This window comes from Cellulosimicrobium cellulans (genome assembly GCF_016907755.1).
GTDB classification, from domain to species: Bacteria; Actinomycetota; Actinomycetes; order Actinomycetales; family Cellulomonadaceae; genus Cellulosimicrobium; species Cellulosimicrobium cellulans_D.
This window is the reverse complement of record NZ_JAFBCN010000001.1, coordinates 1,269,575-1,292,972: the sequence shown is the minus strand read 5'-3', so window position 1 is coordinate 1,292,972 and position 23,398 is coordinate 1,269,575. Positions and strand designations below refer to the sequence as shown.

The 23,398-nt window shown below is 74.4% G+C and carries 22 protein-coding genes and 1 pseudogene; 13 read left to right on the top strand and 10 right to left on the bottom strand.

Annotated features, from left to right (window positions below):
* Positions 1–46 precede the first annotated feature (46 nt).
* Positions 47–490 carry a winged helix-turn-helix transcriptional regulator gene (locus tag JOE63_RS21375; RefSeq protein WP_204543484.1) on the top strand — a complete coding sequence of 148 codons (444 nt, stop codon included), beginning with the start codon at positions 47–49 and terminating at the stop codon, positions 488–490.
* Between the two features lie 166 nt (positions 491–656).
* Here JOE63_RS21375 and JOE63_RS05615 read toward each other — a convergent pair whose 3' ends face one another.
* Both JOE63_RS05615 and tmk read right to left on the bottom strand, forming a co-directional pair.
* The gene (locus JOE63_RS05615; RefSeq protein ID WP_204539786.1) at positions 657–1,793 is read right to left on the bottom strand and encodes a DNA polymerase III subunit delta'; all 1,137 of its coding nucleotides are present in this window, start codon (positions 1,791–1,793) and stop codon (positions 657–659) included.
* Positions 1,790–2,545 (bottom strand): dTMP kinase, encoded by a 756-nt coding sequence (gene tmk, locus JOE63_RS05610; RefSeq protein WP_307839951.1) that lies wholly within the window; start codon positions 2,543–2,545, stop codon positions 1,790–1,792. Before tmk ends, JOE63_RS05615 begins: the two co-directional genes overlap by 4 nt.
* Positions 2,546–2,603: 58 nt before the next feature.
* Between tmk and JOE63_RS05605 the strand changes: the two genes are divergently transcribed.
* The gene (locus tag JOE63_RS05605; RefSeq protein ID WP_087471096.1) at positions 2,604–3,311 is read left to right on the top strand and encodes an HAD-IA family hydrolase; all 708 of its coding nucleotides are present in this window, start codon (positions 2,604–2,606) and stop codon (positions 3,309–3,311) included.
* Between the two features lie 88 nt (positions 3,312–3,399).
* Here JOE63_RS05605 and JOE63_RS05600 read toward each other — a convergent pair whose 3' ends face one another.
* Positions 3,400–3,915 (bottom strand): MarR family winged helix-turn-helix transcriptional regulator, encoded by a 516-nt coding sequence (locus JOE63_RS05600; RefSeq protein WP_087471095.1) that lies wholly within the window; start codon positions 3,913–3,915, stop codon positions 3,400–3,402.
* Between the two features lie 90 nt (positions 3,916–4,005).
* Here JOE63_RS05600 and JOE63_RS05595 point away from each other — a divergent pair, with 90 nt between their 5' ends.
* Positions 4,006–4,236 (top strand): hypothetical protein, encoded by a 231-nt coding sequence (locus JOE63_RS05595; RefSeq protein ID WP_087471094.1) that lies wholly within the window; start codon positions 4,006–4,008, stop codon positions 4,234–4,236.
* Positions 4,237–4,248: 12 nt separating this feature from the next.
* Here JOE63_RS05595 and JOE63_RS21780 read toward each other — a convergent pair whose 3' ends face one another.
* A complete protein-coding gene (locus JOE63_RS21780; RefSeq protein ID WP_087472764.1) occupies positions 4,249–4,866 on the bottom strand; it encodes a MarR family winged helix-turn-helix transcriptional regulator in 618 nt (205 codons plus the stop codon).
* 329 nt (positions 4,867–5,195) lie between these two features.
* Between JOE63_RS21780 and JOE63_RS05585 the strand changes: the two genes are divergently transcribed.
* From JOE63_RS05585 to JOE63_RS05560, 7 genes and pseudogenes are all read left to right on the top strand, one after another.
* Positions 5,196–5,486, top strand: a complete 291-nt coding sequence (locus JOE63_RS05585) for a hypothetical protein (RefSeq protein WP_157759581.1) — start codon at positions 5,196–5,198, stop codon at positions 5,484–5,486.
* 92 nt (positions 5,487–5,578) lie between these two features.
* A complete protein-coding gene (locus JOE63_RS05580) occupies positions 5,579–6,244 on the top strand; it encodes a hypothetical protein (protein WP_157759580.1) in 666 nt (221 codons plus the stop codon).
* 25 nt (positions 6,245–6,269) lie between these two features.
* Positions 6,270–6,662 carry a hypothetical protein gene (locus tag JOE63_RS05575; RefSeq protein WP_087471091.1) on the top strand — a complete coding sequence of 131 codons (393 nt, stop codon included), beginning with the start codon at positions 6,270–6,272 and terminating at the stop codon, positions 6,660–6,662.
* A 2-nt stretch (positions 6,663–6,664) separates the two neighbouring features.
* Positions 6,665–7,693: a peptidoglycan-binding domain-containing protein gene (locus tag JOE63_RS05570; protein ID WP_204539783.1), complete on the top strand. Its 1,029-nt coding sequence runs from the start codon at positions 6,665–6,667 to the stop codon at positions 7,691–7,693.
* Positions 7,690–7,902: pseudogene (locus JOE63_RS21775) on the top strand (ATP-binding cassette domain-containing protein); the annotation flags it as partial. The gene JOE63_RS05570 and the pseudogene JOE63_RS21775, both read left to right, overlap by 4 nt.
* A 127-nt stretch (positions 7,903–8,029) precedes the next feature.
* Positions 8,030–8,398 (top strand): ATP-binding cassette domain-containing protein, encoded by a 369-nt coding sequence (locus JOE63_RS21635; RefSeq protein ID WP_204539779.1) that lies wholly within the window; start codon positions 8,030–8,032, stop codon positions 8,396–8,398.
* The gene (locus JOE63_RS05560; RefSeq protein ID WP_204539776.1) at positions 8,395–9,462 is read left to right on the top strand and encodes a hypothetical protein; all 1,068 of its coding nucleotides are present in this window, start codon (positions 8,395–8,397) and stop codon (positions 9,460–9,462) included. Before JOE63_RS21635 ends, JOE63_RS05560 begins: the two co-directional genes overlap by 4 nt.
* Before the next feature lie 19 nt (positions 9,463–9,481).
* Here the strand turns inward: JOE63_RS05560 and JOE63_RS05555 are convergent, their stop codons facing one another.
* Positions 9,482–10,564, bottom strand: a complete 1,083-nt coding sequence (locus JOE63_RS05555; RefSeq protein WP_087471087.1) for a Gfo/Idh/MocA family protein — start codon at positions 10,562–10,564, stop codon at positions 9,482–9,484.
* 137 nt (positions 10,565–10,701) lie between these two features.
* Here JOE63_RS05555 and JOE63_RS05550 point away from each other — a divergent pair, with 137 nt between their 5' ends.
* Together JOE63_RS05550 and JOE63_RS05545 are read left to right on the top strand one after the other, a co-directional pair.
* Positions 10,702–11,568, top strand: coding sequence for an ABC transporter ATP-binding protein (locus tag JOE63_RS05550; RefSeq protein WP_087471086.1), 867 nt, complete (start codon positions 10,702–10,704; stop codon positions 11,566–11,568).
* Positions 11,565–14,219 carry an ABC transporter permease gene (locus tag JOE63_RS05545; protein WP_204539773.1) on the top strand — a complete coding sequence of 885 codons (2,655 nt, stop codon included), beginning with the start codon at positions 11,565–11,567 and terminating at the stop codon, positions 14,217–14,219. The genes JOE63_RS05550 and JOE63_RS05545 overlap by 4 nt, the downstream gene beginning before the upstream one ends.
* Before the next feature lie 70 nt (positions 14,220–14,289).
* Here JOE63_RS05545 and JOE63_RS05540 read toward each other — a convergent pair whose 3' ends face one another.
* The 5 genes from JOE63_RS05540 to JOE63_RS05520 all read right to left on the bottom strand — a co-directional run bounded on the left by JOE63_RS05540 (position 14,290) and on the right by JOE63_RS05520 (position 22,553).
* Complete coding sequence (locus JOE63_RS05540; RefSeq protein WP_204539770.1) at positions 14,290–15,648, bottom strand: MFS transporter; 1,359 nt, start codon at positions 15,646–15,648, stop codon at positions 14,290–14,292.
* A gap of 1 nt (position 15,649) precedes the next feature.
* Entirely contained in the window at positions 15,650–16,195 is a 546-nt protein-coding gene (locus JOE63_RS05535; protein ID WP_204539767.1) for a MarR family winged helix-turn-helix transcriptional regulator, read from the bottom strand.
* Positions 16,196–16,750: 555 nt separating this feature from the next.
* Complete coding sequence (gene topA / locus JOE63_RS05530; protein ID WP_204539764.1) at positions 16,751–19,513, bottom strand: type I DNA topoisomerase; 2,763 nt, start codon at positions 19,511–19,513, stop codon at positions 16,751–16,753.
* A gap of 163 nt (positions 19,514–19,676) precedes the next feature.
* The gene (locus JOE63_RS05525; RefSeq protein WP_204539761.1) at positions 19,677–20,771 is read right to left on the bottom strand and encodes a phosphatase PAP2 family protein; all 1,095 of its coding nucleotides are present in this window, start codon (positions 20,769–20,771) and stop codon (positions 19,677–19,679) included.
* A 66-nt stretch (positions 20,772–20,837) separates the two neighbouring features.
* A complete protein-coding gene (locus JOE63_RS05520; RefSeq protein ID WP_204539758.1) occupies positions 20,838–22,553 on the bottom strand; it encodes an ABC transporter substrate-binding protein in 1,716 nt (571 codons plus the stop codon).
* A 137-nt stretch (positions 22,554–22,690) separates the two neighbouring features.
* Here JOE63_RS05520 and JOE63_RS05515 point away from each other — a divergent pair, with 137 nt between their 5' ends.
* The gene (locus JOE63_RS05515; RefSeq protein WP_239576628.1) at positions 22,691–23,398 is read left to right on the top strand and encodes a TetR/AcrR family transcriptional regulator; all 708 of its coding nucleotides are present in this window, start codon (positions 22,691–22,693) and stop codon (positions 23,396–23,398) included.

The following is a 23,398-nucleotide window of genomic DNA, read 5'->3' as shown; positions in this document are numbered from 1 at the left end:
CCAGGTACTGGTGACTTCACCGTGCCATACTTCCCGCGTGGATACCATGGCGAGCCGACCACGCGGCACCGTCGCCGCGGACGTCTCGCAGAGCGGACCACGCGGTGGGACAGACGGCGGGACGGGCCTCGGGCCCGACGTGTTCTCCGCCGACTGCCCGAGCCGACTCGTCGTCGAGCGCATCGGCGACAAGTGGACGCTCCTCGTCTTCATGGCCCTGCGTCGGCGCGTCCTGCGCTTCGGTGAGCTGCGCGACCTCGTCGGCGTCGTCACGCCCAAGGTCCTCACGCAGACGCTGCGCTCGCTCGAGCGCGACGGCCTGGTCCAGCGCACCGTCCACGCCGAGGTCCCGCCGCGCGTCGAGTACGCGCTCACCGACCTCGGTCGGTCGCTCCTGGGCCCCATCGACGCGATCCGCGCCTGGTCCGAGGAGAACGGCGAGCGCATCGCCGCGTCGCGGGCCGCCGCGGTCGACCGGGCCGGGACGTGAGCCCGCGGACAGATCCAGCGCCGACGACTGCGCCGGCGGTCCTCGTGCTCGCGCTCCTGCTCGCGTTCACGGTCAGTGCCGTGTCGTCGACCGGTCGAGCGCCGCTCGGGAACGGGCGGCTCTCCCGGGGGCACCGCCGCTGACGAGGGGCGGCCTCGCGGGCGGCTCAGCCCTGGGGACGCAGCGCGATGACCATCGCCTCGACCGCGAGCAGCGGCGCGACGTTGCCCTCGAGCCGCTCGCGCGCGACACCGATCGCGTCCATCCGCCGCACGGTCTGCTCCGGCGTGGAGTCCTCGGCGAGCGAGCGCACCGCCTCGGCCAGCTCGACGTTGACGAGCTCGACCTCCGCCCCGAGCTGCACGACGAGCACGTCGCGGTAGAGGGAGAGCAGGTCGACCATCGCACGGTCGAGCACGTCGCGCTGGTGCCGCGTCGCGCGCCGCTTCTGGTCGGCCTCGAGATCGCGGAGCTGGGACCGCAGACGCGGCGGGAGGGTCTCGCCGTCGGCGACGCCGAGCGCGCGCAGCAGCTCCGCCTTCTCGGCCGCGTCGCGCTCCTCGGTCGCCGCCTTCGCCTCGGCCTGCGCGAGGTCCACGAGCTCCCCCGCCGCGAGCACCGCGTCGCCCACCCCGCGGACGCGGCGCGCGAGCGAGAGCACGGACGTCCGCCGGTCGCGCGCCCCCGCGTCACGGGCCAGCCGGCGCGCGAGCCCGATGTGGCTCTGCGCAGCCCGGGCCGCGACGAGCGCGACGTGCTCGTCGACGCCGTCGCGCTGGACCAGCAGCCCGGCCACGGCCTCGACCGGGGGCACGCGCAGCACGACGCCACGGCACCGCGAGCGGATCGTCACGAGCACGTCCTGCGGGCTCGGCGCGCAGAGGATCCACACCGTGTGGGGGGCGGGCTCCTCGATCGCCTTGAGCAGCACGTTCGTCGTGCGCTCGGCCATGCGGTCGGCGTCCTCGACGACGATCACGCGACGTCGCCCCTGCGACGGCGTGCGGCTCGCGACCGTCACGAGGTCGCGCACCTCCTTGATCGCGATGGTGACGAGCTCGGTCGCGACGAGCGTGACGTCCGGGTGCGTCCCGGCGAGCGTCGTGCGGCACGCCTGGCAGTGCCCGCACCCGCCCTGCTCGCACTGGAGCGCCGCGGCGAACGCGCGCGCGGCGTTCGAGCGGCCGGAGCCGGGCGGGCCGGTGAGCAGCCACGCGTGCGTCATCGCAGCAGGGTCGGTCGCGGCGGCTCGGAGCACCTCGACGGCCTGCTCCTGACCGACGACGTCGTCCCAGACGGTCATGCCGCCCCGCTCCCCGACGCCGGTCCCGCCGCGTCCCCCGCGCCGGGCTCGTACCCGATCGCGCTGTCCGTGTCGTCGAAGCCGTCGTCCGGGTCTGCGGCGACGGTGTCCTCCGCCTCCTCCACGACCGGCGTGAGCTCGAGCCGGGCCGCGACGTCGACGCGGATCTGCGCCTGGAGGTCGTCGACCGAGGCGGCGGCGTCGAGCACGACCCAGCGCTCCGGGTCCGCCGCGGCGCGCGCGAGGAAGGCGTCGCGCGTACGGCGGTGGAACTCCGCCCCCGCGCGCTCCAGCCGGTCGTGCTGCCGGCGGATCCGCGCCCCGGCCACGGCCGGGTCCAGGTCGAGCAGGATCGTGACGTCCGGCATGAGGTCCTGCACGGCCCAGCGCGAGATGAGCTCGACCTCGTCCGCGCCGAGCTCGCGCCCGCCCGCCTGGTACGCGACGGAGGAGTCGAGGTAGCGGTCCGTCACGACGACCGCGCCGCGCTCGAGGGCGGGCCGCACGAGGCTCGCGACGTGGTGCGCGCGGTCCGCGGCGTAGATGAGGGCCTCCGTGCGCGGGTCCATGTCCTGCCCGTGGAGCACCGCGGCGCGCAGCTCCTTGCCGAGCTCGGTGCCGCCGGGCTCGCGCGTCAGCACGACCTCGCGCCCCGTGAGCTCGCCGAGCCACTGCCCGAGCAGGCGCGACTGGGTGGACTTGCCCACGCCGTCGCCGCCCTCGAAGGAGATGAAGTACCCGGGTGCGCTCACGGCGTCCACCCTATCCGCGGCGTCGGACACGGGCGTGGCCGCGGGCTAGCCTCGGGGGATGCCCGACCTCGCCCCGCCCCGCACCCTTCCCACGCCCGGCGTCGCGTTCGCCGGCCGCACGTTCGACGCCGTGCTGTTCGACATGGACGGCACGCTCATCGACTCCGTGCCGGCCGTGAACCGGAGCTGGCGCCGGATGGCGTCCGAGCACGGGCTCCCCGACCCCGACGACTTCCAGATCCCGCACGGCACGCCGGCACGGACCCTCATCGCGACCCTGCTGCCCGCCGACCGCGTGGAGGCCGCGTTCGAGCGCATCCACGAGCTCGAGCTCGAGGACACCGAGGGCGTGACGATCCTGCCCGGGACGCGCGCCGCGCTCGCCACGCTGCCGCCGGACCGGCAGGCGATCGTCACCTCGTGCACGCGCCCTCTGGCGGCGGTCCGGATCGCGGCGTCGGGCCTGGCCGCACCGTCCGTCGTCGTGACGGCCGACGACGTCGCGCGCGGCAAGCCCGACCCGGACCCGTTCCTGCTCGGCGCGGAGCGCCTCGGCGTGGACCCGGCGCGCTGCCTCGTCGTCGAGGACGCCCCGGCGGGGATCGCCGCGGCGCGTGCCGCGGGCTGCACGACGCTCGCCGTGACCGGCACCCACTCGGCCGACGAGCTCGCGGCGGCGTCCCCGGCGCCGGACGCCCTGGCGACGGGCCTCGCGGCGGTCCGCTTCGTCGTGGACCCCGACGGCGTCCGCGTCACCGACGCCTGACCGCCCCGCCGAACAGGGGATCGTCTCCCACCCTGGCCCCCTGACGAGCCGCCACCCGCATGCTCGGCGGGCTGCAGACGCACGTTCGTCAGTAGACGCCGGCGCGCAGCGCGGCCGTGACGACCTTCGACGCCGCGGCGTGGACCTCGGCGAGCTCGTCGAGGCTGAGCCCTGTGGCCGCGACGATCGACGGCGGGATGCCCTCGGCGTCCTGGCGGCGCGCGCGCCCCTCGGCGGTCAGGGTCACGCGGACCTGCCGACCGTCGTCGGGCGAGCGTGACCGGCGCACGTAGCCGAGCGCCTCGAGCCGCTTGAGGAGCGGCGACAGCGTCCCGGCGTCGAGGTGCAGCCGCGCGGCGAGGTCGCCGACGGTCGAGGTGGTCCCCGTCGCGTCGTCCTGCCAGAGCGCGAGGAGCACGAGGTACTGCGGGTGCGTGATGCCGAGCGGCTCGAGCAGGGGGCGGTACAGCGCGACCATGCCGCGCGCGCCCGCGGAGAGCGCGAAGCAGACCTGCGCCTCGAGCGCGAGGGGGTCGGCGAACAGCGTGCCCGCGCCCCGCGCGACCGCCCCGTCGACCGTCCCGTCGAACTCGTCACCCGCCATGGCGCCATGGTACCGAGGTTCGCGCTATTCTTGGCACACCAATGATTGGTGCACCAAGCATCTGACGAGACCTTGCAGCGGAGGACGACCGTGGCGCGGAAGAAGGACAGGCGCACGCTCGGCATGCGCATCACCGAGGGCTTCCTCCCGATCTTCGGCCCCGCCCAGGTCGGCCGCCAGGACGCCGACGGGCGCGGGATCTCCGACGCCGAGCGCGAGCGCGACCAGGAGCTGCGGACCCGCTTCGAGCGCGTGACCGGCCCCGACGGCCGCAGCTACGTCGTCGAGCACGACGAGGGATCGACACCCGCCGGACGGTGACGCCCGCGGGGGCTACGCAGACCCCGCCTCCTCGACGGCAGCGACCATCCTCGACGCCAGCTCGAGCGCCCCGTCGAGCTCGTCCCCGCCGAGCCCCGTCGCCGCGGCGATCGCGGACGGCAGGTCCTCCACGGCGCCCCGGGGCTCGTTGCCACGCGCCGTGAGCAGCACCTCGACGACCCGCGCGTCGTCCGTGGAACGCACCCGACGCAGGTAGCCCGCCCCCTCGAGCCGCTTGAGCAGCGGCGAGAGCGTGGCCGGGTCGAGCCGCAGCCGGTCGGCGAGGCTCGTCACGGTCGCACGTTCCGACACCCTGGCCCCCTGCCACAGCGCGAGCATCACGAGGTACTGCGGATGCGTCATCCCGAGCGGTTCGAGGTGCGGACGATACAGCGCGACCAGCCCCCGAGCCGCGACCGAGAGGACGAAACACAGCTGAGCCTCGAGCTCGAGCGGGTCTTTCGTCTCTGCGCTCACGAAGCAGGACGATAGCGCACCGTCGAGCACATTTCTTAGTGCACAAACAATTCGCACCCAGAAGAATTCTCGATCATTGTCGCGCCACCGAGCACGACCAGGGAATTCCGACAGGATTCCCAGCCAGGCCCCAGGTTCGGCACCTAGCGTCATCGCCACAGCGCAGTACATCGAGATGCAGGGGGCAACTCGTGATTCAGCACGCAACCCATCGCCAGCGGCGACCGGGAAATCTCGGACAGGCCTTCGACCTGCGACGACGCGGTCCGGAGCGGCGCCGATCCCCGCGCCGGGGCGACGACACCGCCCCGGTGCCGCACCCGCGAGCGCGCCACATCCTCTCCGATGACGCCGTTCTTCATCTATTGAATTCCCAATCATCTCGGGCAATGAGACGCCCATAGTCTCCTCGCTAATGTTCCGCACATGCTTTGTGTGCCGCGCCGACCTGGCCGGCAGAAATCACCAAGCAAGGGGACATCATGAAGCAGGGAGCAAAGCGTTCCGTGGCGACGGGCGTCACCGCCGTCGCGCTGACCGCCGGCCTGGCCCTCACGGGCACGGCGGCCTCGGCGGCCGGCTACTACACGCTGCACGCCGCCTCGGACTACTCGAAGGCGACGACCACCACGAACAACGGCTGGGACGGCCGGTCCTACGCCCAGCACGGCAACCGTTCCGCCCTGTCCGCGTGGTACTCCGCGTCCTCGTACGCGTGGGCGGACTCGGGCACGTCGTCGAGCTACGCCGCCCAGGTGTGGTTCCGCTACTGACCGCAGCGATCACGGGTGGGGGTGCCTCCTCGCACCCCCACCCGTGGTGTGTCCGGACTCGTTCGTACCGACCTCCCTGGAGCTGATGTCCCGTGTCACGAAGCGTGCGCACCCGCGCGAACCGCCTCATCACCGCGCTGTGCCTCGTCGGCGGCGCGGCCCTCGCGCTCGGTGCCTGCAGCACCGCCACGGAGCCGGACGACACGCCGACCACGGGCGAGAAGATCGCCGACAGCCTCGTCGCGCTCTTCGAGCAACGGCTCGAGAACCCCCACCTCTCCGACTTCGAGCGCGACGTCTTCGAGCGCGCCGTCGAGACCGGGCGCATCGACCCCGCCGACTACGAGGAGGCCTTCCAGCGGTACGAGGCCTGCATGAGCGACCTCGGCTACCAGGACACCTGGGTCATGGGACCTGACGGCATCTACCAGATCACCCCGCCCCAGTCCGTCATCACCGGCGGCCAGGCCGCGCTCGACGAGTACGGGGAACGTGGCACCGACTGCGCCGACGGCACGACCATGCGCATCGAGGCCACCTACGGGCAGCAGCAGAACAACCCGAACCTGCTCGCCGACCCCCGCGAGATCGCCATCGAGTGCCTCCAGGGCCTCGGCGCCGTCCCGGAGGACTACTCCCCCGACGACCTCGAGCGCGAGCTCGGCGGCGACGTGTCGGCGGCGACCTTCGACCCGACCGACCCCGAGCAGAACCAGTGCCTGCGCGGCGCCGGGTTCGCCCTCGCCGTCGGACCGTAGACCCCCCACCACCGGAAGGACGATCATGAAGCGCACCACGACACTCCTGGCCGCACTCACGAGCGCGACGCTGCTCCTGGCAGCCTGCACGTCGACGACGTCGGAGGAGCCGCCGCCCACCGCCGAGTCATCGACCGACCAGGGCACGGACGACGGTGCCGGCGGCGGGAACGCTGGAGGGGGGAACGACGCGCCGCCCCCTTCCGGCGAGGCCGACCAGGCCACCCAGGACTACCTCGACTGCCTGCTCGACCACGGGGTGGACGCGATCATCGACGGCGAGGGGAACATCGCCCTCGGCGCCGGGGACCAGGGCAGCGTGTCCGCCGGCGACTCCTCGAGCGCCTCCGACGAGGCCCAGGCGGAGTGCGCGAAGGCAGTTCCCGAGTACGTCGCGCCGAACGACGACGAGCAGTAGACGTGGCCGGGATCCGACGCTCGTCCGCGGTGCTGCTGACCAGCATCGCGGTCGGCGCCCTGGGGGTGGGAGCGGGTTTGTTCCTCGCTCCGCCCCAGGTGCCCGACGAGCTCACCGCGGCGAGCGACGAGCGCTCCTCCCCGGTGGCGCCGCAGCAGTTCGACGACGACCGGACCGTCAACGTCACGCTGCACGTGTCGGAGCCCGTGGCCCTCCGCAGCGCCGCGACCGGCACGGTGACGGAGGCGTTCGCCGCCCCGGGGCAGGAGATCGCCTCCGGGGCGACGATCTTCGACGTCGACAGCGAGCCCGTCGTGGCGCTGCACACGACCGTCCCCCTCTATCGCGACCTGACGCAGGGCGACCGGGGCATCGACGTGCAGGCCCTGCAGGACGAGCTGGTGCGGCTCGGCTACACGGTCGACACCACGGGCTACTACGGGCGCGGCACGACGGCGGCCGTCAAGGAGCTCCAGAAGCGGGCTGGCGCGACGAAGCCGACCGGGAGCCTCGCGCTCTCCCACGTCATGTGGCTCCCCGCGCCGAGCGTCGTTCCCGAGACCTGGACGGCGACGCTCGGCACCCTGCTCGGCGCCGGCGACGTCGGCACCACCCCGGCCGCGCTGACGAGCGTCAGCATCAACGAGGTCCCGAACGGGCTCGCCCCCGGGCCGCGCACGCTCACGCTCTTCGGCAGCACGACCGTGCTCGACGACTCCGGGACGGCGACCGACCCCGCGTTCCTCGCGGCAGCCGCCGCCACGCCGGACTACCGGGCGACGCGTGCCTCGGACTCCCCGGACACCGCACCGGCCACGACCCAGCTCGCCGAGCCCCTCGCCGCCCTGCGCGTCCCGCCGTCGGCCGTCTTCGCGGTCCAGGGCACGTCGGCGTGCATCCAGTCCGACGGCGTCGCCCGGCCCGTGACGATCGTGGGGTCCGGCCTCGGCGCGAGCCTCGTGACCGTCGAGGGTGAGGCGCCGACCACCGTGGACGTCGGCGAGGCGATCACCGCGGACGGCTGCGGATGAGCGCGACGCACAGCACACGACCGGGCGTCGGGCCCGACGCCCGGCCCGATGCTGAGCCCCCGGCCGGCCGCCGCGCGCGGGAGGTGCGCGTCGAAGGCCTGGGGCACAGGTTCCCGGGCACGCCGATGCTGTTCGAGGACCTCGACCTCCGCCTCTCTCCGGGCGAGGTCGTCGGCCTGTGCGGCCCCTCGGGCTGCGGGAAGTCGACGCTCCTGTCGATCCTCGCCGGCTGGGAGACCCCGACGGCGGGCACCCTCACGAAGACCGGGATCGAACGGACGGGCTGGGTGTTCCAGAACCCGTACGGCGTCCCCCCGACGGTCGGCGCTCGACCACGTGGCCTTCCCCCTCGTCGCCCGCGGCCAGACCCGCCGAGCGGCATCGGCCGAGGCGCTCGGGGTGCTGCGGATGTTCGACCTGGAGCACGCCGCCGACCGGCCGTTCTCCGCGCTCTCGGGCGGCGAGGCGCAGCGGCTCATGCTCGCGCGCGCGGTCTGCACCGCCCCGGACCTGCTGCTCGTCGACGAGCCGACCGCGCAGCTCGACACCCGGACCGCGGCGACCGTCAACGCGACGCTCGGCAACATCGCCGCCGGAGGGTCGATCGTCGTGATCGCGACCCACGACCCGGACACCCGTGCGGCGTGCGACCGCGTGGTCGACATGGTCCGCCTCGTCCACGACCCGGTGGTGGGACAGCCGTGAGACTCTCCACGATCCTCTCCGAGGTCGCCCGCAACCTGGCCACGGGGACGACCCGCGCCGTCGGGCTCGCGCTCGCCCTGGGCGTCGCGGCGGGGGCGCTCGCCGCGCTCGACGCCTCGACGATCGTCGGCATGGAGCACGACGCGGCGCGGTACCGCTCCGCGGCCGCCGACGTGCGCACGGTGAGCGCACCGGGCCTGGTCGACCCGCAGGCGTGCGACGCGCTCGGTGGGTCGACCTCCGTGCAGGACGCGGGGGCGCTGGTCCCGACGACGCCCGTCGTCCCGTCCGCGACCCCGGCCAGCCCGCTGCAGTCGTTCGCGGTCACGCCGTCCCTGGCGGGCGTCCTCGCCGTGCGCTCGCCGCTGCCCGAGGGCGTGTGGATGTCCGACCAGCTCGCGGAGCGACTGGGGCTCGCCCGGGGCGCGACGCTCGAGACCGACGACGGGCCTCTCGTGCTCGCCGGCACGTTCGCGTGGCCCGACGACGGCCGCGACGGCCGCCTGGGCTTCGCGGTCCTCCGGCCCACCGTGACGAACGCCCGGTTCGAGGAGTGCTGGGCAGCCGCCTGGCCGACGACGCCCGCCGTCGAGGACCTGCTCCGGGGCGTCGTCGACGTCCAGCCGCAGAGCACCGAAGCCATCACCGTCGGCCAGGTGAACCGTTCCCTCGGTGCGGCCTACGACGCGCACGCCACGTACGTCGCCCGACCGACCCGGTACACCGTCGCGGCGTGCGCGGTCCTCGGCCTCGTCCTCGGCTACGCGAGCGTGCGACGACGTCGCCTCGAGCACGCGGGCGCGCTCCACGCCGGGCAGTCGCGCTCCGCGCAGCTCGCGACGTCGTCGCTCGAGACCGTCGTCTGGGCGGCGGTCGGGACCGCGATGAGCGTGGTCGGGCTCCGCGTGGTCGTCGCCCGGGTCGGGGCGATGGACCCGACAGCGGTGTTCGACGTCGTGGTCCGCGGCCCGGTGCTCGGCGCCCTGTGCGCCGTGGTCGGGGCGACGGTCGCCGCCTGCCTCGTCCGCGAGCAGCACCTCTTCCGCTACTTCAAGGACCGGTGACGACCTGCGTCGGGTGGTCTCATTCCCCGGGGTAGACGACCCCGACCTGGCGACGGACCTCGTCGAGCGTCCGCATGACCTCGAGCGTCGAGTCCCACGACATGCGCGGGCTCTGCGTCTCCCCCGCGGCGACACGGCGCGCGACCTCGGCCGCCTGGTACTGCTTGCCCTCGCCCGTGAAGCCGTCGTAGTACCAGGACGAGCCGTCGTGCCGGACCACGCGGAACGACGTCGGCGCGTAGAACGCGCCCTCGACCTCGATGCGCCCCGCGGTCCCCGAGATCACGGCCGTCGTCGCGGTGCGCGACCACAGCGTCGTCGACAGCGTGGCCTGGGTGTCGCCGTAGCCGAGCGTGATGCTCACCTGCCCGTCCACGCCCGTCTCCGTGAGCGAGCCCACCGCGGTGACCGAGGACGGCACGCCCAGCAGGTCGTGCGCGAACGACACCGGGTACACGCCCAGGTCGAGCAGCGCGCCGCCCGCGAGCTCCGGTGCGTAGAGCCGGTGCTCCGGGTCGAACGCGAACCACTGCCCGTGGTCGGCGCTGAGGTTGACGACGTCGCCGATCTCCCCGCGCGCGATCACCCCGCGCAGCGCGGCGACGTGCGGCAGGAACCGCGTCCACATGGCCTCCATGACGAAGACGCCCGCCTCGCGCGCGGCGTCGAGCACCTCGACCGCCTCGGCCTCGTTGCGCGTGAACGCCTTCTCGACGAGCACGTGCTTGCCCGCGGCGATGGCGAGCAGCGCGTGCTCGCGGTGGTGGGAGTGCGGCGTCGCGACGTACACGACGTCGACCTGCGGGTCCTCCACGAGCTCCTCGTAGCCGTGGTGCGTCGTCGGGACGCCGTGCGCGGTGGCGAAGCGCTCCGCGCGCACGCGGTCGCGCGAGCCGACCGAGGCGACGCGACCCTGCGTGTGCAGGCGCACCGCCTCCGCGAACGACGACGCGATCCCGCCCGCCCCGAGGATGCCCCAGCGGATCGGCGGCGCGCTGCGCGGGTCGAGGACCGTGCCGGTGACGTCGGCGGAGAGGTCGGGGACAGGGTGGACGGCGAGCTGTGCCGAGTTCTCGGCAGCCGCCTGGGCGTCGATGCTCATGGCCCCACGCTATCCCGGTGGGATCGCTCCCACGGCGCGGTGTCCACGGCACGTCGGGGCGACGTCCTGCGCCGCGGGACGGCATCTCCCCCGCGCGGGTGGTGCGGCGCGCTCCCCGTCGCGCCACGATGGGGACCATGACGTCCCCCGCGCCCCGGACCGACGCGCCGACCGACACCCCGGACGTGCCCGAGGCGCGCGCGAGCGCGCGCGACCTCGTCAAGGTCTACGGGTCCGGTCCGACGGCGGTGCGCGCGCTCGACGGCGTCGACGTCGACTTCGCGCGCGGGCGGCTCACCGCGATCATGGGGCCGTCCGGCTCGGGCAAGTCGACGCTCATGCACTGCCTGGCGGGCCTGGACTCGCCGACCTCCGGGAGCGTCGTGATCGACGGGCAGGAGATCAGCCGGATGTCGCAGCGGCGCCTCACGGCGCTGCGCCGCACGCGCGTCGGGTTCGTCTTCCAGGCGTACAACCTCGTCCCCACGCTCACCGCGGCGGAGAACATCACGCTCCCGCTCGACATCGCGCGCACGCACGTGGACCGGGCCTGGTTCGACGAGGTCGTCGACTCGGTCGGGCTGCGCGACCGCCTGCACCACCGCCCGTCCGAGCTGTCCGGCGGGCAGCAGCAGCGCGTCGCGTGCGCGCGGGCGCTCGTCTCGCGGCCGTCGATCGTGTTCGCCGACGAGCCGACCGGCAACCTCGACTCCCGGTCCGCGGGCGAGGTGCTCGCGTTCCTCCGGCGGTCCGTCGACGAGCTCGACCAGACCGTCGTCATGGTCACGCACGACCCGCGCGCGGCGTCGTACGCGCACCGCGTCGTGTTCCTCGCCGACGGCCGCCTCGCGGGCGAGCTGCACGACCCGTCGCAGCAGGACATCCTCGACGCCCTCGCGCTCGCCGCGGGCGACGACGCCCCGCCCGCCGGGCCGACCGGAACCGCGGGCGGCGCGTCCGTGGCTCCGGCCGGGCGCCACGCCGCGCCGGTCGACCCGGCATGATCCGCGTCGCGCTGCGGGGCGTGCGCGCGCACGTCGTGCGGTTCGTGCTCTCGGTGCTCGCCGTGACGCTGGGCGTCGCGTTCGTCGTGGGCACGTTCGCGTTCCGCGGCATGCTCTCCTCCACGTTCGACGACATCATCGCGACGACCCTCACCGCCGACGTCTACGTGCGCGGCTCGCAGGAGGTCACCGGGGACGCGACCAGCCCGGGCGGCGGGAACGGCGGGAACGGGTTCGCGGGCGACCGCACGCTCGTCCCGGCGGACCTCGCCGCGGACGTCGAGGCGGTCGACGGCGTCGCGCGCGCCGTGCCGGACGTCTCCGGGCCGGTCGTGCTCGTCGCCGCCGACGGGACCGCCGTCGTGACGACGGGACCGCCCAGCACCGCGTTCTCGATCGACCCCGAGGACCCGAGCCTCACCCTGCTCGACGGTGCGTGGCCGGGTCCGGGCGAGATCGTGCTCGAGCAGAGCGCGGCGGAGACGGCCGGGCTGGGGACCGGAGACGCGACGACGGTCGTGCTGGGCGGCGAGCCGACACCTGTGACGGTGTCCGGCGTCTTCGGGATCGAGGCCGCCGCGGCGGGCGCGGTGCTCGTCGGGATCGACGGGGAGACCGCGCGCGAGGCGTTCGCGCCGGACGGCATGGTGCCGCAGCTCTCGGTCTGGTCGTCTCGCTCATCACAGGACGTCGACGAGGACGCGCTCGCGCAGCGCGTCGGGGACGTGCTGCCCGACGGCGCCGAGGCCGTGACGGGCGAGCAGGCGCGCGCCGAGGCGAGCGAGGCCGTCGAGGAGGTGCTCGGCTTCGTCGAGACGTTCCTGCTCGTGTTCGCGGCGATCGCGCTGTTCGTCGGGGCGTTCATCATCGCGAACACGTTCGCCATGTCGGTGCGCGAGCGGCTGCGCGAGCTCGCGCTCCTGCGCGCGCTCGGCGCGTCACCCGGTCAGGTGTTCACGTCCGTGCTCGTGCAGGCGTTCGTCGTCGGGCTCGTCGGCGGCGGGCTCGGCGTCCTTGCCGGCGCGGGGCTCGTGCGCGTCATCCGGTGGGGGCTCGCCCTGGCCGGCATGGAGTTCTCCGGCCGCGTGCCGCTCGGCGCACCGCAGGTCGTCGCGGCGGTCGGGCTCGGGGCGGTCGTCAGCCTGCTCGCCGCGGTCCTGCCCGCGCGACGCGCCGCGGCGATCCCTCCCGTCCAGGCGATGCGCGACGACGTCGCCCCGGACCGCGGGACCGGCGTCCGGGCCGTCGGCGGGGTCGTGCTCGTCGCGGCGGGCGCCGGGGTGCTGTGGCTCGCCGCGTTCCTCGGGTCCGCGGTCGCCGACGCCCCGACCGGGTGGGCGTGGGTCGACGACCTGAGCCCGCGCGTGCTGCTCGGCGTCGGCGCGGGGCTCGTGCTCGTCGGGGTGCTCGTCGGCTCCCCGGCCGTCGCGCGCGGCGTGCTCACCGTGCTCGCGTGGCCGCTCGTCGTCGCGCTGCGGCCGCTCGGCCGCCTCGCGCGCGGCAACGTCACGCGCAACCCGCGCCGCACCGCGAGCACCGCGGGCGCCCTGCTCATCGGCATGGCGCTCGTGTCCGTCACGGGCGTCATCGCCGCCTCGACCCAGGCGTCCGTGCGGAGCATCGTCGAGAACGAGGTGCGGGCGGACCTCGTCGTCGACTCGGCGACGCTCGTGGTCCCCGACGGCGCGGTCGACGCCGTGACGGCGACGCCCGGTGCCGCGGTCGTCGACACCGTGCGCCTCGGGCTCGCGCCCGTCGCGACGGTCGAGACGTCCGGGAGCGCGACGTCCGGGTCGGGCGCCGGGGAGGCGCGCGGGACGGACGTGGCCGGCGTGCCGGCGGGCTTCTTCGACACCGCGCTCGACCCCGTGGCGCTCGCGGGAGACCCGACAGCGACGCTCGAGGCGGGGGACGCCGTCGTGCACCGGCGCACCGCGCGCGAGCGCGGCTGGGAGGTGGGCGACGCCCTGCGCCTGGGCGAGGGGGACGCCGCGGTCGAGGTGCGCGTGGGCGCGGTGATCGACAGCCAGCTCGTCGGGACGGGGATCCTCGTGCGCGACGACGTGTTCGACGCCGTCGTGCCGGCCGCGCAGGCGAGCGTCCGGATCGTCTACGTATCGGCCGCGGACGGGGCGAGCGCGGCCCAGGTGGACGAGCTGCGCGCGGCGCTGACGACCGCCGTCGAGCCGTTCCTCGTCGTCACGGTCCTCGACCGCGAGGACACGGCCTCTGCGTTCGCCGACCAGGTGAACCAGGTGCTCGTGATCCTCTACGCGCTGCTCGCGCTGTCGATCGTCATCGCGCTGCTCGGGATCGTCAACACGCTCGCGCTGTCGATCATCGAGCGCACGCGCGAGATCGGGCTGCTGCGCGCCGTCGGGCTCGGGCGGCTGCAGCTGGCCGGCGTGATCGCGATCGAGTCGGTGCTCACCGCGGTCTACGGGACGGTGCTGGGCGTCGCCACGGGCATCGGGATCGGCGCCGCGCTGCCCGGCGTCCTGGCCGACGAGGGCCTGAGCACGCTCGCCGTCCCGTGGGGTCAGGTCCTCGCGATCCTCGGCGTCGCCGTCGTGATCGGCCTCGTCGCGAGCGTCTGGCCCGCGATCCGCGCCGCCCGCCTCCCCGTCCTCGACGCGGTCACGATCGACTGACCACCCCGGCGCCCGCTGAGCGCTGGACAGTCGTCGTCCCGGTGCCGTCAGGACGACACATACCCAGCACTCAACGGACGGGGATCGGCTCGGGGGTCGGGGTGCGGTAGCGGCGGAGCGGGGCGTTGCGCCAGGCGACCAGGCCGACGACGGCGCTCGCCGCCAGGCCGCCCACCGCCAGCGCGACAGGGGCGGAGGTGAGCGACGCGAGCACTCCGCCGCGGAAGTTGCCGACCTCCGGCCCCGCGACGCCCACGACGTGCTCGACCGACGACACGCGCCCCCGGAACTCGTCCGGCGTCTCGAGCTGGACGAGCGCGCCGCGGGTCACCACGCTCACCGTGTCAGCGGCACCCGCCACAGCGAGGCAGCCCAGCGCGAGCCACAACGGGCCCGCGAGGCCGAACCCGGCGAGCGCGACGCCCCACGTCGCCGCGGCGGCGAGCTGGAGCGCTCCGGCCCGCGGCGCCCGGGTCACCGCACCCGAGAACAGGCCCGCCCCGATCCCGCCCACCGCGACGGCCGAGAGGAACAGCCCGAGGGTGCGCGGGTCGCCGTCGAACCGGAGCTCGTTCACGAGCGGGAAGAGCGAGATCGGCATCGCGAGCACCGTCGCCGCGACGTCGGTCGCGAACGACCCGCGCAGGGTCGGTCTGCGCCACACGATCGACCACCCGCCCGCGGCGGCCCGACGGCGCGGCGCGCGTCCGGCGGCCGGCGCACCCGCCGCCGTCGGCTCGGCCGGAGCATCCGCCCCCACCGCACGGTCCTCGGTGGGCGCCACCGCGGGCACGACCGCGGCCACCTTGGCGGACGGGCCCGGCGAGCCACCCGGGGGCAGCGGCGGGAGACGCACGAGCCCGAGCAGCGCGACGAGCGCCGCCGCGGCCTGGAGCCCGTACGCCGCCGGGAGGTCCCAGTGCGCGACCACCAGGCCGGCGAGCGCCGGGCCGACGAGCATCGAGACCTGGAACGCGAGGTTCTGCAGCGCGAGCCCGGCGGCCACCTGGTCGGGCGGGAGGAGACGCGGCGGCACGGTCCGCCGGGCCGGTGAGCCCAGCGCGTTGCACGCCGCCCCGAGGCTCACGAGGCCGAGGAGCAGCCACACGGACCGGTTGCCCGCGAGGGCCTGCGCGGCGAGCCCCGCCGCGGCCAGCACCTGCCCGGCCGCGGCGAGCCGCATGATCGTGCGCCGGTCGTGGACGTCGGCGAGGTGACCGCCGACGAGCCCGAGCGTCAGGAGCGGGACGGCGGTAGCCAGGCCGATCGTGCCCGTCCACAGCGGGCTGTGCGTGAGCTCCCACACCTGGAGCAGCACGGCGACGCTCGCGACCTGGAACCCGAGCCCACCGACGGCCGAGCCCGCCCACAGGTCGCGGTACGAACGGCTGGAGCGCAGGGGGCGGAGGTCGAGGACGTGGCGGCGCACCTCAGCGGCCCTCGGGCGGGGCGGCCTCGGGGTCCGGACCGGTGGGCTCGGCGGGCAGCGGGTAGCCCGCCGCGTCGAGCCGCTCCACGAGCCGCTCGCGCAACGACCGTCGCGCGAGGACGCGCTCGAGCTCGACGACGACCGCGCTCAGGGCATGGGGCAGCTCGTCGTCGATCTCGGCGACGGACTCCTCGGTCGCGCGCCACTCCGCCTCCAGGAGCGGGACGAGCGCGCGAGCCTTCTCCGTGAGCGCCACGCGGCGCGTGCGGGCGTCCTCGCCCGCCTCGGTCTCGACCAGGCCCTCACGCCGCATGGCCGTCACGGTCTGGCTCATCGCCGAGTGCGTCCGCCCGAGCGACACCGCGAGCTCACGGATGGTGAGCGGGCCGGTGTGCGAGAGCCGGATCAGCGGGTACACGAACCGCGACCGCACGCCCTCGATGCCACGGTCGGTGTAGACCGTGCCGATCTCGTCGTCGAGCCGCCGCAGCAGCGCGTGCAACGCGTCCCAACGCCCGGGAACCGTGGTGGGGTCGATTGATGTCACAGCACTGTTATAACAGCACTCATCTATCGTGCCAAGCCGCGTCCGCCCCGCGAGGTAGAGCCGTGGTCATGCCCGACGGCGTGTGGTCGCCCTGGGTGGTCGGGGTGGGTGGTGGTGCCGCGTCTACCATCCGCCGCTCGTTCCTCGCGGCTCCCGCCAGGCCCGCCACGACGCGGCACCACCACCCACCCCGACCCGGCTTCGCCTCACCCTGGTCGGCGCTCACGTCGGGCGACCGCCCGCGGCGTCGGTTCACCGTCACACCCCGGTCCGCGGGGACCCGACCTGAGAGGCGACCCACCCGTCGTCGGGCATGACCAGGGCTCTACCTCGGCGACCGTGGTTCCACCTCGGCGGACCAGGCCTCTACCTCGGCACGGCGACGGCCGAGCGGTGGGGGTGGGCTCGGATGCGAAAGGGCGTCAAAGCGGCGCTCCACAGACCCACGCCCGGCAGGCCACGGTGACGGCGCCGCAGCCCCGAGCACCGAGCCCACCCCCACCGCGGACCCGACCACGCGGGCCCGAAACCCGACCACACCTCTACCTCGGGCGGCTACTTCTTGGCCGGGGCCTTCTTGGCGGCGGGCTTGCGGGCCGTGGTGCGCTTCTTGGCCGGGCCCTGGGCGCGCTTCTCGGCGAGGAGCTCGATCGCGGCCTCGGGAGTGATCGACTCGGGCGTGACGTCGCGCGGGAGGGTGCGGTTCGTCTCGCCGTCGGTGACGTACGCGCCGAAGCGGCCGTCCTTGACGACGATCGGCTTGCCGCTGTTCGGGTCGTCGCCGAGCTCGCGCAGCGGCGGGGTCGCGGCGCGCTGGCCGCGGCCGCGCTTGGGCTGCTTGTAGAGCTCGATCGCCTCGTCGAGGGTGACGGTGAACATCGACTCCTCGTCGGGCAGCGAGCGCGAGTCGGTGCCCTTCTTGAGGTAGGGCCCGTAGCGGCCGTTCTGCGCCGTGATCTCCTCGCCCGACTCCGGGTCCGTCCCGACGACGCGCGGCAGCGACAGCAGGCGCAGCGCGTCGTCGATCGTGATCGTGTCGAGCGACTGCGTCTTGAGCAGCGACGCCGTGCGCGGCTTGGGCTGCGCGGCCTTGGCCTTCTTCTGCGCGGCGGCCGAGAGGCTCGTGTCGATCGGCGGGAGGTCGAGCACCTCGGTGACGTACGGGCCGTAGCGGCCCGCCTTCGCGACGACCTCGTTGCCCGAGACGGGGTCGGTGCCCAGCACCTTGCCGTCGTCGGCGCCGGCCGCGAGGAGCTCGCGCGCCTTGGCGACGGTCAGCTCGTCGGGGGCGACGTCGTCGGGCACGGACGCACGCGGCGGGTTCTCGCCCTCCTTGACGGGGACGGAGAGGTCCTCCACGTAGGGCCCGTAGCGCCCGACACGGAGCTGGATGCCCTCCCCGATCGGCACCGAGTTGATGCCGCGCGCGTCGATGTCGCCGAGGTTCGCGACGAGGTCGCGCAGGCCCTCGGCGTCCTCCCCCTTCGCGGCGTCGCCGAAGTAGAACTCCGTGAGCCACGCGACGCGGTCGCGGCGGCCCGCCGCGATCTCGTCGAGGTCGGCCTCCATGCGCGCGGTGAAGTCGTAGTCGACGAGCCGGTCGAAGTGCTCCTCGAGCAGCCGCACGACGGCGAACGCGAGCCAGCTCGGCACGAGCGCCTGGCCGCGCGACAGCACGTACCCGCGGTCCTGGATGGTCGAGATCGTCGACGCGTAGGTCGAGGGCCGCCCGATGCCGAGCTCCTCGAGCGCCTTGACCAGGCTCGCCTCGGTGTAGCGGGGCGGGGCCGACGTCGAGTGCCCGTCGGCCGTGAGGTCCTCCCCGCGCAGCGGGTCGCCCTCGGCCATCTGCGGCAGGCGCGCGTCGTCGTCGCCCTTGGTCCCGACGACGGGCGCGTCCTCGGCGTACCGGTCGACGTCCGAGCTCTCCTCGTACGCGGCGAGGAAGCCGCGGAACGTGATGACGGTGCCGGACGCGGCGAAGACGGCGTCGCGACCCGCGACGTCCCCCGCGGCCGCGGACAGCGTCGCGCCGAGGCGGACGGACGCCGTCGAGCCCTTGGCGTCGGCCATCTGCGACGCGACCGTGCGCTTCCAGACGAGCTCGTAGAGCTTGAACTGGTCGTCGCTCAGCTCGCGCTTGACCTGCGCGGGCGTGCGGAACGAGTCCCCCGCAGGACGGATCGCCTCGTGCGCCTCCTGGGCGCCCTGGTTCTTCGCGGTGTAGACGCGCGGCTTCTCGGGCACGAACTCGGGTCCGTAGAGCTCGGCGGCCTGGCGCCGGGCCGCGGTCGTGGCCTCGGCCGAGAGCGACGGCGAGTCCGTACGCATGTAGGTGATGTAACCGTTCTCGTACAACGACTGCGCGGTCCGCATCGCCTGGCGCGACGACATGCGGAGCTTGCGGCTCGCCTCCTGCTGGAGGGTCGACGTCGTGAACGGCGCCGCCGGGCGGCGCGTGTACGGCTTGGTGTCGAGGGAGCGCACGGCGAAGGCAGCGTCCGCGAGGCCCGCCACGACGGCGCGGGCCGTCGCCTCGTCGAGGTGCGCGACGCCGTCGCGCACCGCGGCCGCCTTGAGCTGGCCCCGGTCGTCGAAGTCGCGGCCCGACGCGACGCGCGCGTCGCCGACCTGCACGAGCCGGGCGCCGAACGCCTTCCCGGCGTCGGCGGCGGACGCGTCCGCGTGCTCGAACGTGCCCGTGACGTCCCAGTACTCGGCCGCGACGAACGCCATGCGCTCGCGCTCGCGCTCGACCACGAGGCGGGTCGCGACCGACTGGACACGGCCGGCCGAGAGCCCCTGGGCGATCTTGCGCCACAGCACCGGCGAGACCTCGTAGCCGTAGAGGCGGTCGAGGATGCGGCGCGTCTCCTGCGCGTCGACGAGGTGCTCGTCGAGGTCGCGCGTGTTCTGCAGCGCCCGCTGGATGGCCTCGCGCGTGATCTCGTGGAACACCATGCGCTTGACCGGGACCTTGGGCTTGAGCGCCTCGAGGAGGTGCCAGGCGATGGCCTCGCCCTCGCGGTCCTCATCCGTGGCGAGGTAGAGCTCGTCGGCGTCCTTGAGCGCGCGCTTGAGCTCGGCGACCTTCTTCTTCTTGTCCGCGTAGACCTCGTAGTACGGGTCGAAGCCGTGGTCGACGTCGACCGCGAACTTCCCGTACGGGCCCTTCTTCATGTCCGCGGGCAGCTCGGACGGCTGCGGGAGGTCGCGGATGTGCCCGACGCTCGCCTCGACCTCGTAGTCGTCGCCGAGGTAGCCCTGGATCTTGCGAGCCTTGGCGGGCGACTCGACGATCACGAGCTTGCGTGGCATCCGATCCTGCTTTCGTCCGTGCGTACGTGTCAGTGGCGGGGCGTTCGTGCCCGACGGCGGCCGGGCCGCGCCCCGGGCGCGCTGCGCCGCGGCGCCCAGGGACGACCGTCCGGTCGTCCGCCGTGGCAGCCTACGACGTTACTCCCGTCGCGCCAGCCGCACCCTACCCCCGAACGGCGTGCACGTCCGGGCGAGCCGTGGACTGCCGGACGAGGAGCAGGACGGCGAACGCCGCGGCGGTCACCGCGAGCACGCCCGCCACCCCGCCGGCGTACGCGGTGACCTCCTGCGCGGCCGTCGTGTCCCACGTCGCGGGCGTCGCCCGCAGCGCGAGCGCCGCCGCCACACCGGCCGCCGCGGCTCCGAGCAGGAGGAGGACGGCCATGACCGTCGAGCCCGGCGACGAGCCGGCGCCCGGGTCGAGGGCCGACCGCGGCGTGAAGGCGCACACGAGCGCCGCCCACGCGAGGACGACGAGGACCGCGGCGACGACGTCGCTCGGCCGGTGCCACTGCCCGACGAGGGTCGAGACCCCGGTCGCGGCCGTGTACGCGCCGCCGAGGACCGCCACGAGAGGACGCGCCGCGCGCGGCACGACGAGCAGCAGGGCCGCGGCGACCGACCCGGCGACCGTGGTGTGACCGCTGGGCAAGGAGTTCTCCCAGTGCCAGCCGCCGATCAGCTCCTCGCGGCCGAGGAGCGAGTGCTTGACGAGCTGCGTCGTGACGTTCGCCCCCACGACGAGGAACGCGACCTGCACGGCGAGGCCCCAGCGGCGACGCAGGAGCGCGATGCCCATGGCCGCGCCGAGCCCGCCGACGACGAACGCGACGGAGACCGTGTCCAGGACCGGCTCCGCCACCGTCCAGAGCTCGCCCTGGCCGGTGACGGCACCGTCGAACGCCGCGCGCTCGAGCATCTGCCCCGCGAAGGTGTCGACGAAGAACCGCCACACGAGCCACGCGCAGGCGACGGCGAGCACCGCGACGACGGCGGCGACGACCCGCGACGCGGTGCTCGGTCCGTCCGCCTCGACGGCCGGGGGACGGCGGGGCGCGGGCTGCGGCGTCGGCGGGTACGACGCCCCGGGCGGGTACGGACCCCCCGGCGGGTACGGGGCCGGAGGGGGCGCTGCGACCGGCTGGTACGGGGCGCCGGAGCGCGCGGGCGGCAGCACCGGCGGCGTCGCCGGGAGCGGTCGCGTACCCGTCCCGCCGCTGGTCGGCAGCGGCCGGGTCGGGGCGTGGTCGGCAGGCATCCCTCCACCGTAGAGGACGCGTGTGTGCGTTCGGAGAAGACGGCGGGAAGAGGCTCCGGGCGCGCGCTACTCCCCCGCGCTCGGCACGAGCCGCGTGAGGATGAGAGACGCCGCCGGGCTGGTCGGCTGCGGCGACGCGTACGGGTCGGCGTCCGACGGGAACCCGGTGTACGCGACGGTCGAGTACTGGGCGGCCGTCGGCCGGCCGAGGAGCGGGATCGCGGGGACCTGGTCCACGTAGACGTGCTGGATCGTGGCCAGCGCCGCGGCGCGCTCCGCCTCGTCGGTGGAGGACGCGTAGGTGAGGAACGCGGCATCCGCGTCCGCGTCCTGGAACCGGCCGAAGTTCTGGTCGGCGCTGGTGCCGAGCGGGCGCAGGTGGGCACCGTTCATCTGGCTGGAGTACGTGTCCCAGGGCGTCGCGCCGCCGTCGGTCCAGTGCATCGACGCCTGGAAGTCGCCCTTGCCGATCTTGTCGAACCACTCGGCCTCGTCCTGCCCCTCGACGGTCGCGACGATGCCGAGCCGCGCGGCCGCCTCCTTGACCGCCTCGAGCTCCCACATGTAGTCGGTCCACCCGGAGGGGTTCGTCAGTGTGAACGTGACGGGAGCGCCGTCCTGGTCGTGCAGGACGCCGTCCACCAGCTCGTAGCCCGCGTCCTCGAGGATCGCGGCGGCTGCGGGAACGTCGACCGCGAGGACCCGGTCGGCGAGCTCGGCGCCGACGAACGGCTCGCCGGCCGGCAGCGGTAGCCCGGTCGCGTTGCGCAGCGCGGGCCAGACGCCGGAGGTGGCGTAGTTCGAGATGCTGTCACGGTCGAGCACGCCGTTCAGCGCACGCCGCACGGCGACGTCGTCGAACGGCGGCACCTGCGTGTTGAGGAAGAGCGCGTCGATCGCCAGGCCGGTCGGGGCGAACTGGTGGAGGTGGTCGGGGTCGGCGGCGAGGTAGACCGTCTCGTAGCCGGGGATGTACGCCCAGCCCCACTGCACCTCGCCGCTCACGTACGCCGCGGTGAGCGAGTCGTTGTCCGGGTACGCGACGTACCGCAGCTCGGGGACGGCGAGGGGCCCGCCCCAGTAGTCGTCCCGAGCGACGAGGGTGACGCCGTCGGGCGCGAACTCCTCCAGGACGTACGGGCCCGTGCCGACGGGGTCGACGTCCGGGTCGTCGAGGAGGGTCTCGACGGGACGGTCGGCCCACACGTGCTCGGGCACGACGAACGTGTTGATCGCCTTCGTGCGGTTGACGTACTGGCCGCTCCCGAACGTCACGACGACGTCGCGACCCTCGACACGCACGTCCTCGTACGGGAGGAGGTCGGGGTTGAGCGCGGGGTCGTCCTTGCGGAGCGTGAACGTGAAGGCGACGTCGTCGGGCGTGAGGGGTTCGCCGTCGGACCAGAGCACGCCCTCGCGCACCGTGACCCGCAGCTCCGTGTAGCCCGCGTCCCAGGACCAGGCGCTCGCGAGCCAGGGGGTCGGGTCCTGGGCGGGGTCGACGAGGTTGACCTGCGCGAGCGGCTCGTAGAGGACGTTCGCGTACCCGAGCTTCTGCGCGGCGGACCCGCTGTCGAAGGGGTTGTTGTCCTCCTCGTCCACCGAGTTGGGCATCCCGATCGTCAGCACGGGCGAGACCGCCTCGGGCGTCGGCTCCTGGGCCGGGCTCACGAGGCCGCAGGCGGAGGCGACGAGCACGGCGGGGACGGTGATGGAGGCGACGACGGCCGCGCGACGCGCCGCGGCGCGGACGGTTCGGCGGGCGACGGTGCGAGTGGTCACGCGGGGGCTCCTCAGCGAGTCCGTGATCTGCGGCGACGCCGGGCGCTCCGTCGCCCTCGACGCCATTCCGGAGGCGATTCAACCACACATTACTTACCCGTCAGTAAGAGACAGAGGGTCACAGTATGGTTACCGTCATGACCGACGCCACCCCCGCGCGGAGCGCCACCGACGCCGCCCCCGCACGGACGCCCCGCCCCCGCCGCACGCGCCCGGCGACGCTCGAGCGCCGCGAGGAGATCCTGCGCGCAGCCATGCGCGTGTTCGGTTCCAAGGGCTACCACCAGGGCTCGCTCGCCGAGGTCGCCGAGCAGGTCGGCATCACCCACGCCGGGGTGCTGCACCACTTCGGCTCCAAGGACCGGCTGCTGACCGAGGTGCTGGAGTTCCGGGACCGCGTCGACGTCGAGCACCTCGAGGGGCAGCACATCCCCGGCGGGCTCGACCTCTTCCGGCACCTCGTCAAGACCGCCGCGATCAACGCGGAGCGGCCCGGTATCGTCCAGGCCTACACCGTGCTCACGGGCGAGGCCGTCACCGACGGCCACCCGGCCAGCGCCTGGGTCACCGAGCGCTTCACCGGGCTGCGCGCCGACATCGCGGGCGCGCTGCGCGAGGTGATCGAGGAGCGCCGCGCCGCGGGCGACACCGAGACGGACTACGAGCTCACCGACGCCGCGCTCGACCTCGCCGCGTCCACGATCATCGGCGCGATGGACGGCCTCCAGATCCAGTGGCTCCTCGACCCCGACGCCGTGGACCTCGCCGAGTCCACCGCGTTCGCGATCGAGGCGATCCTCGCCTCGACCCTCGCCGGTGCCCGGCGACCGCGACCGCTCGGCTGA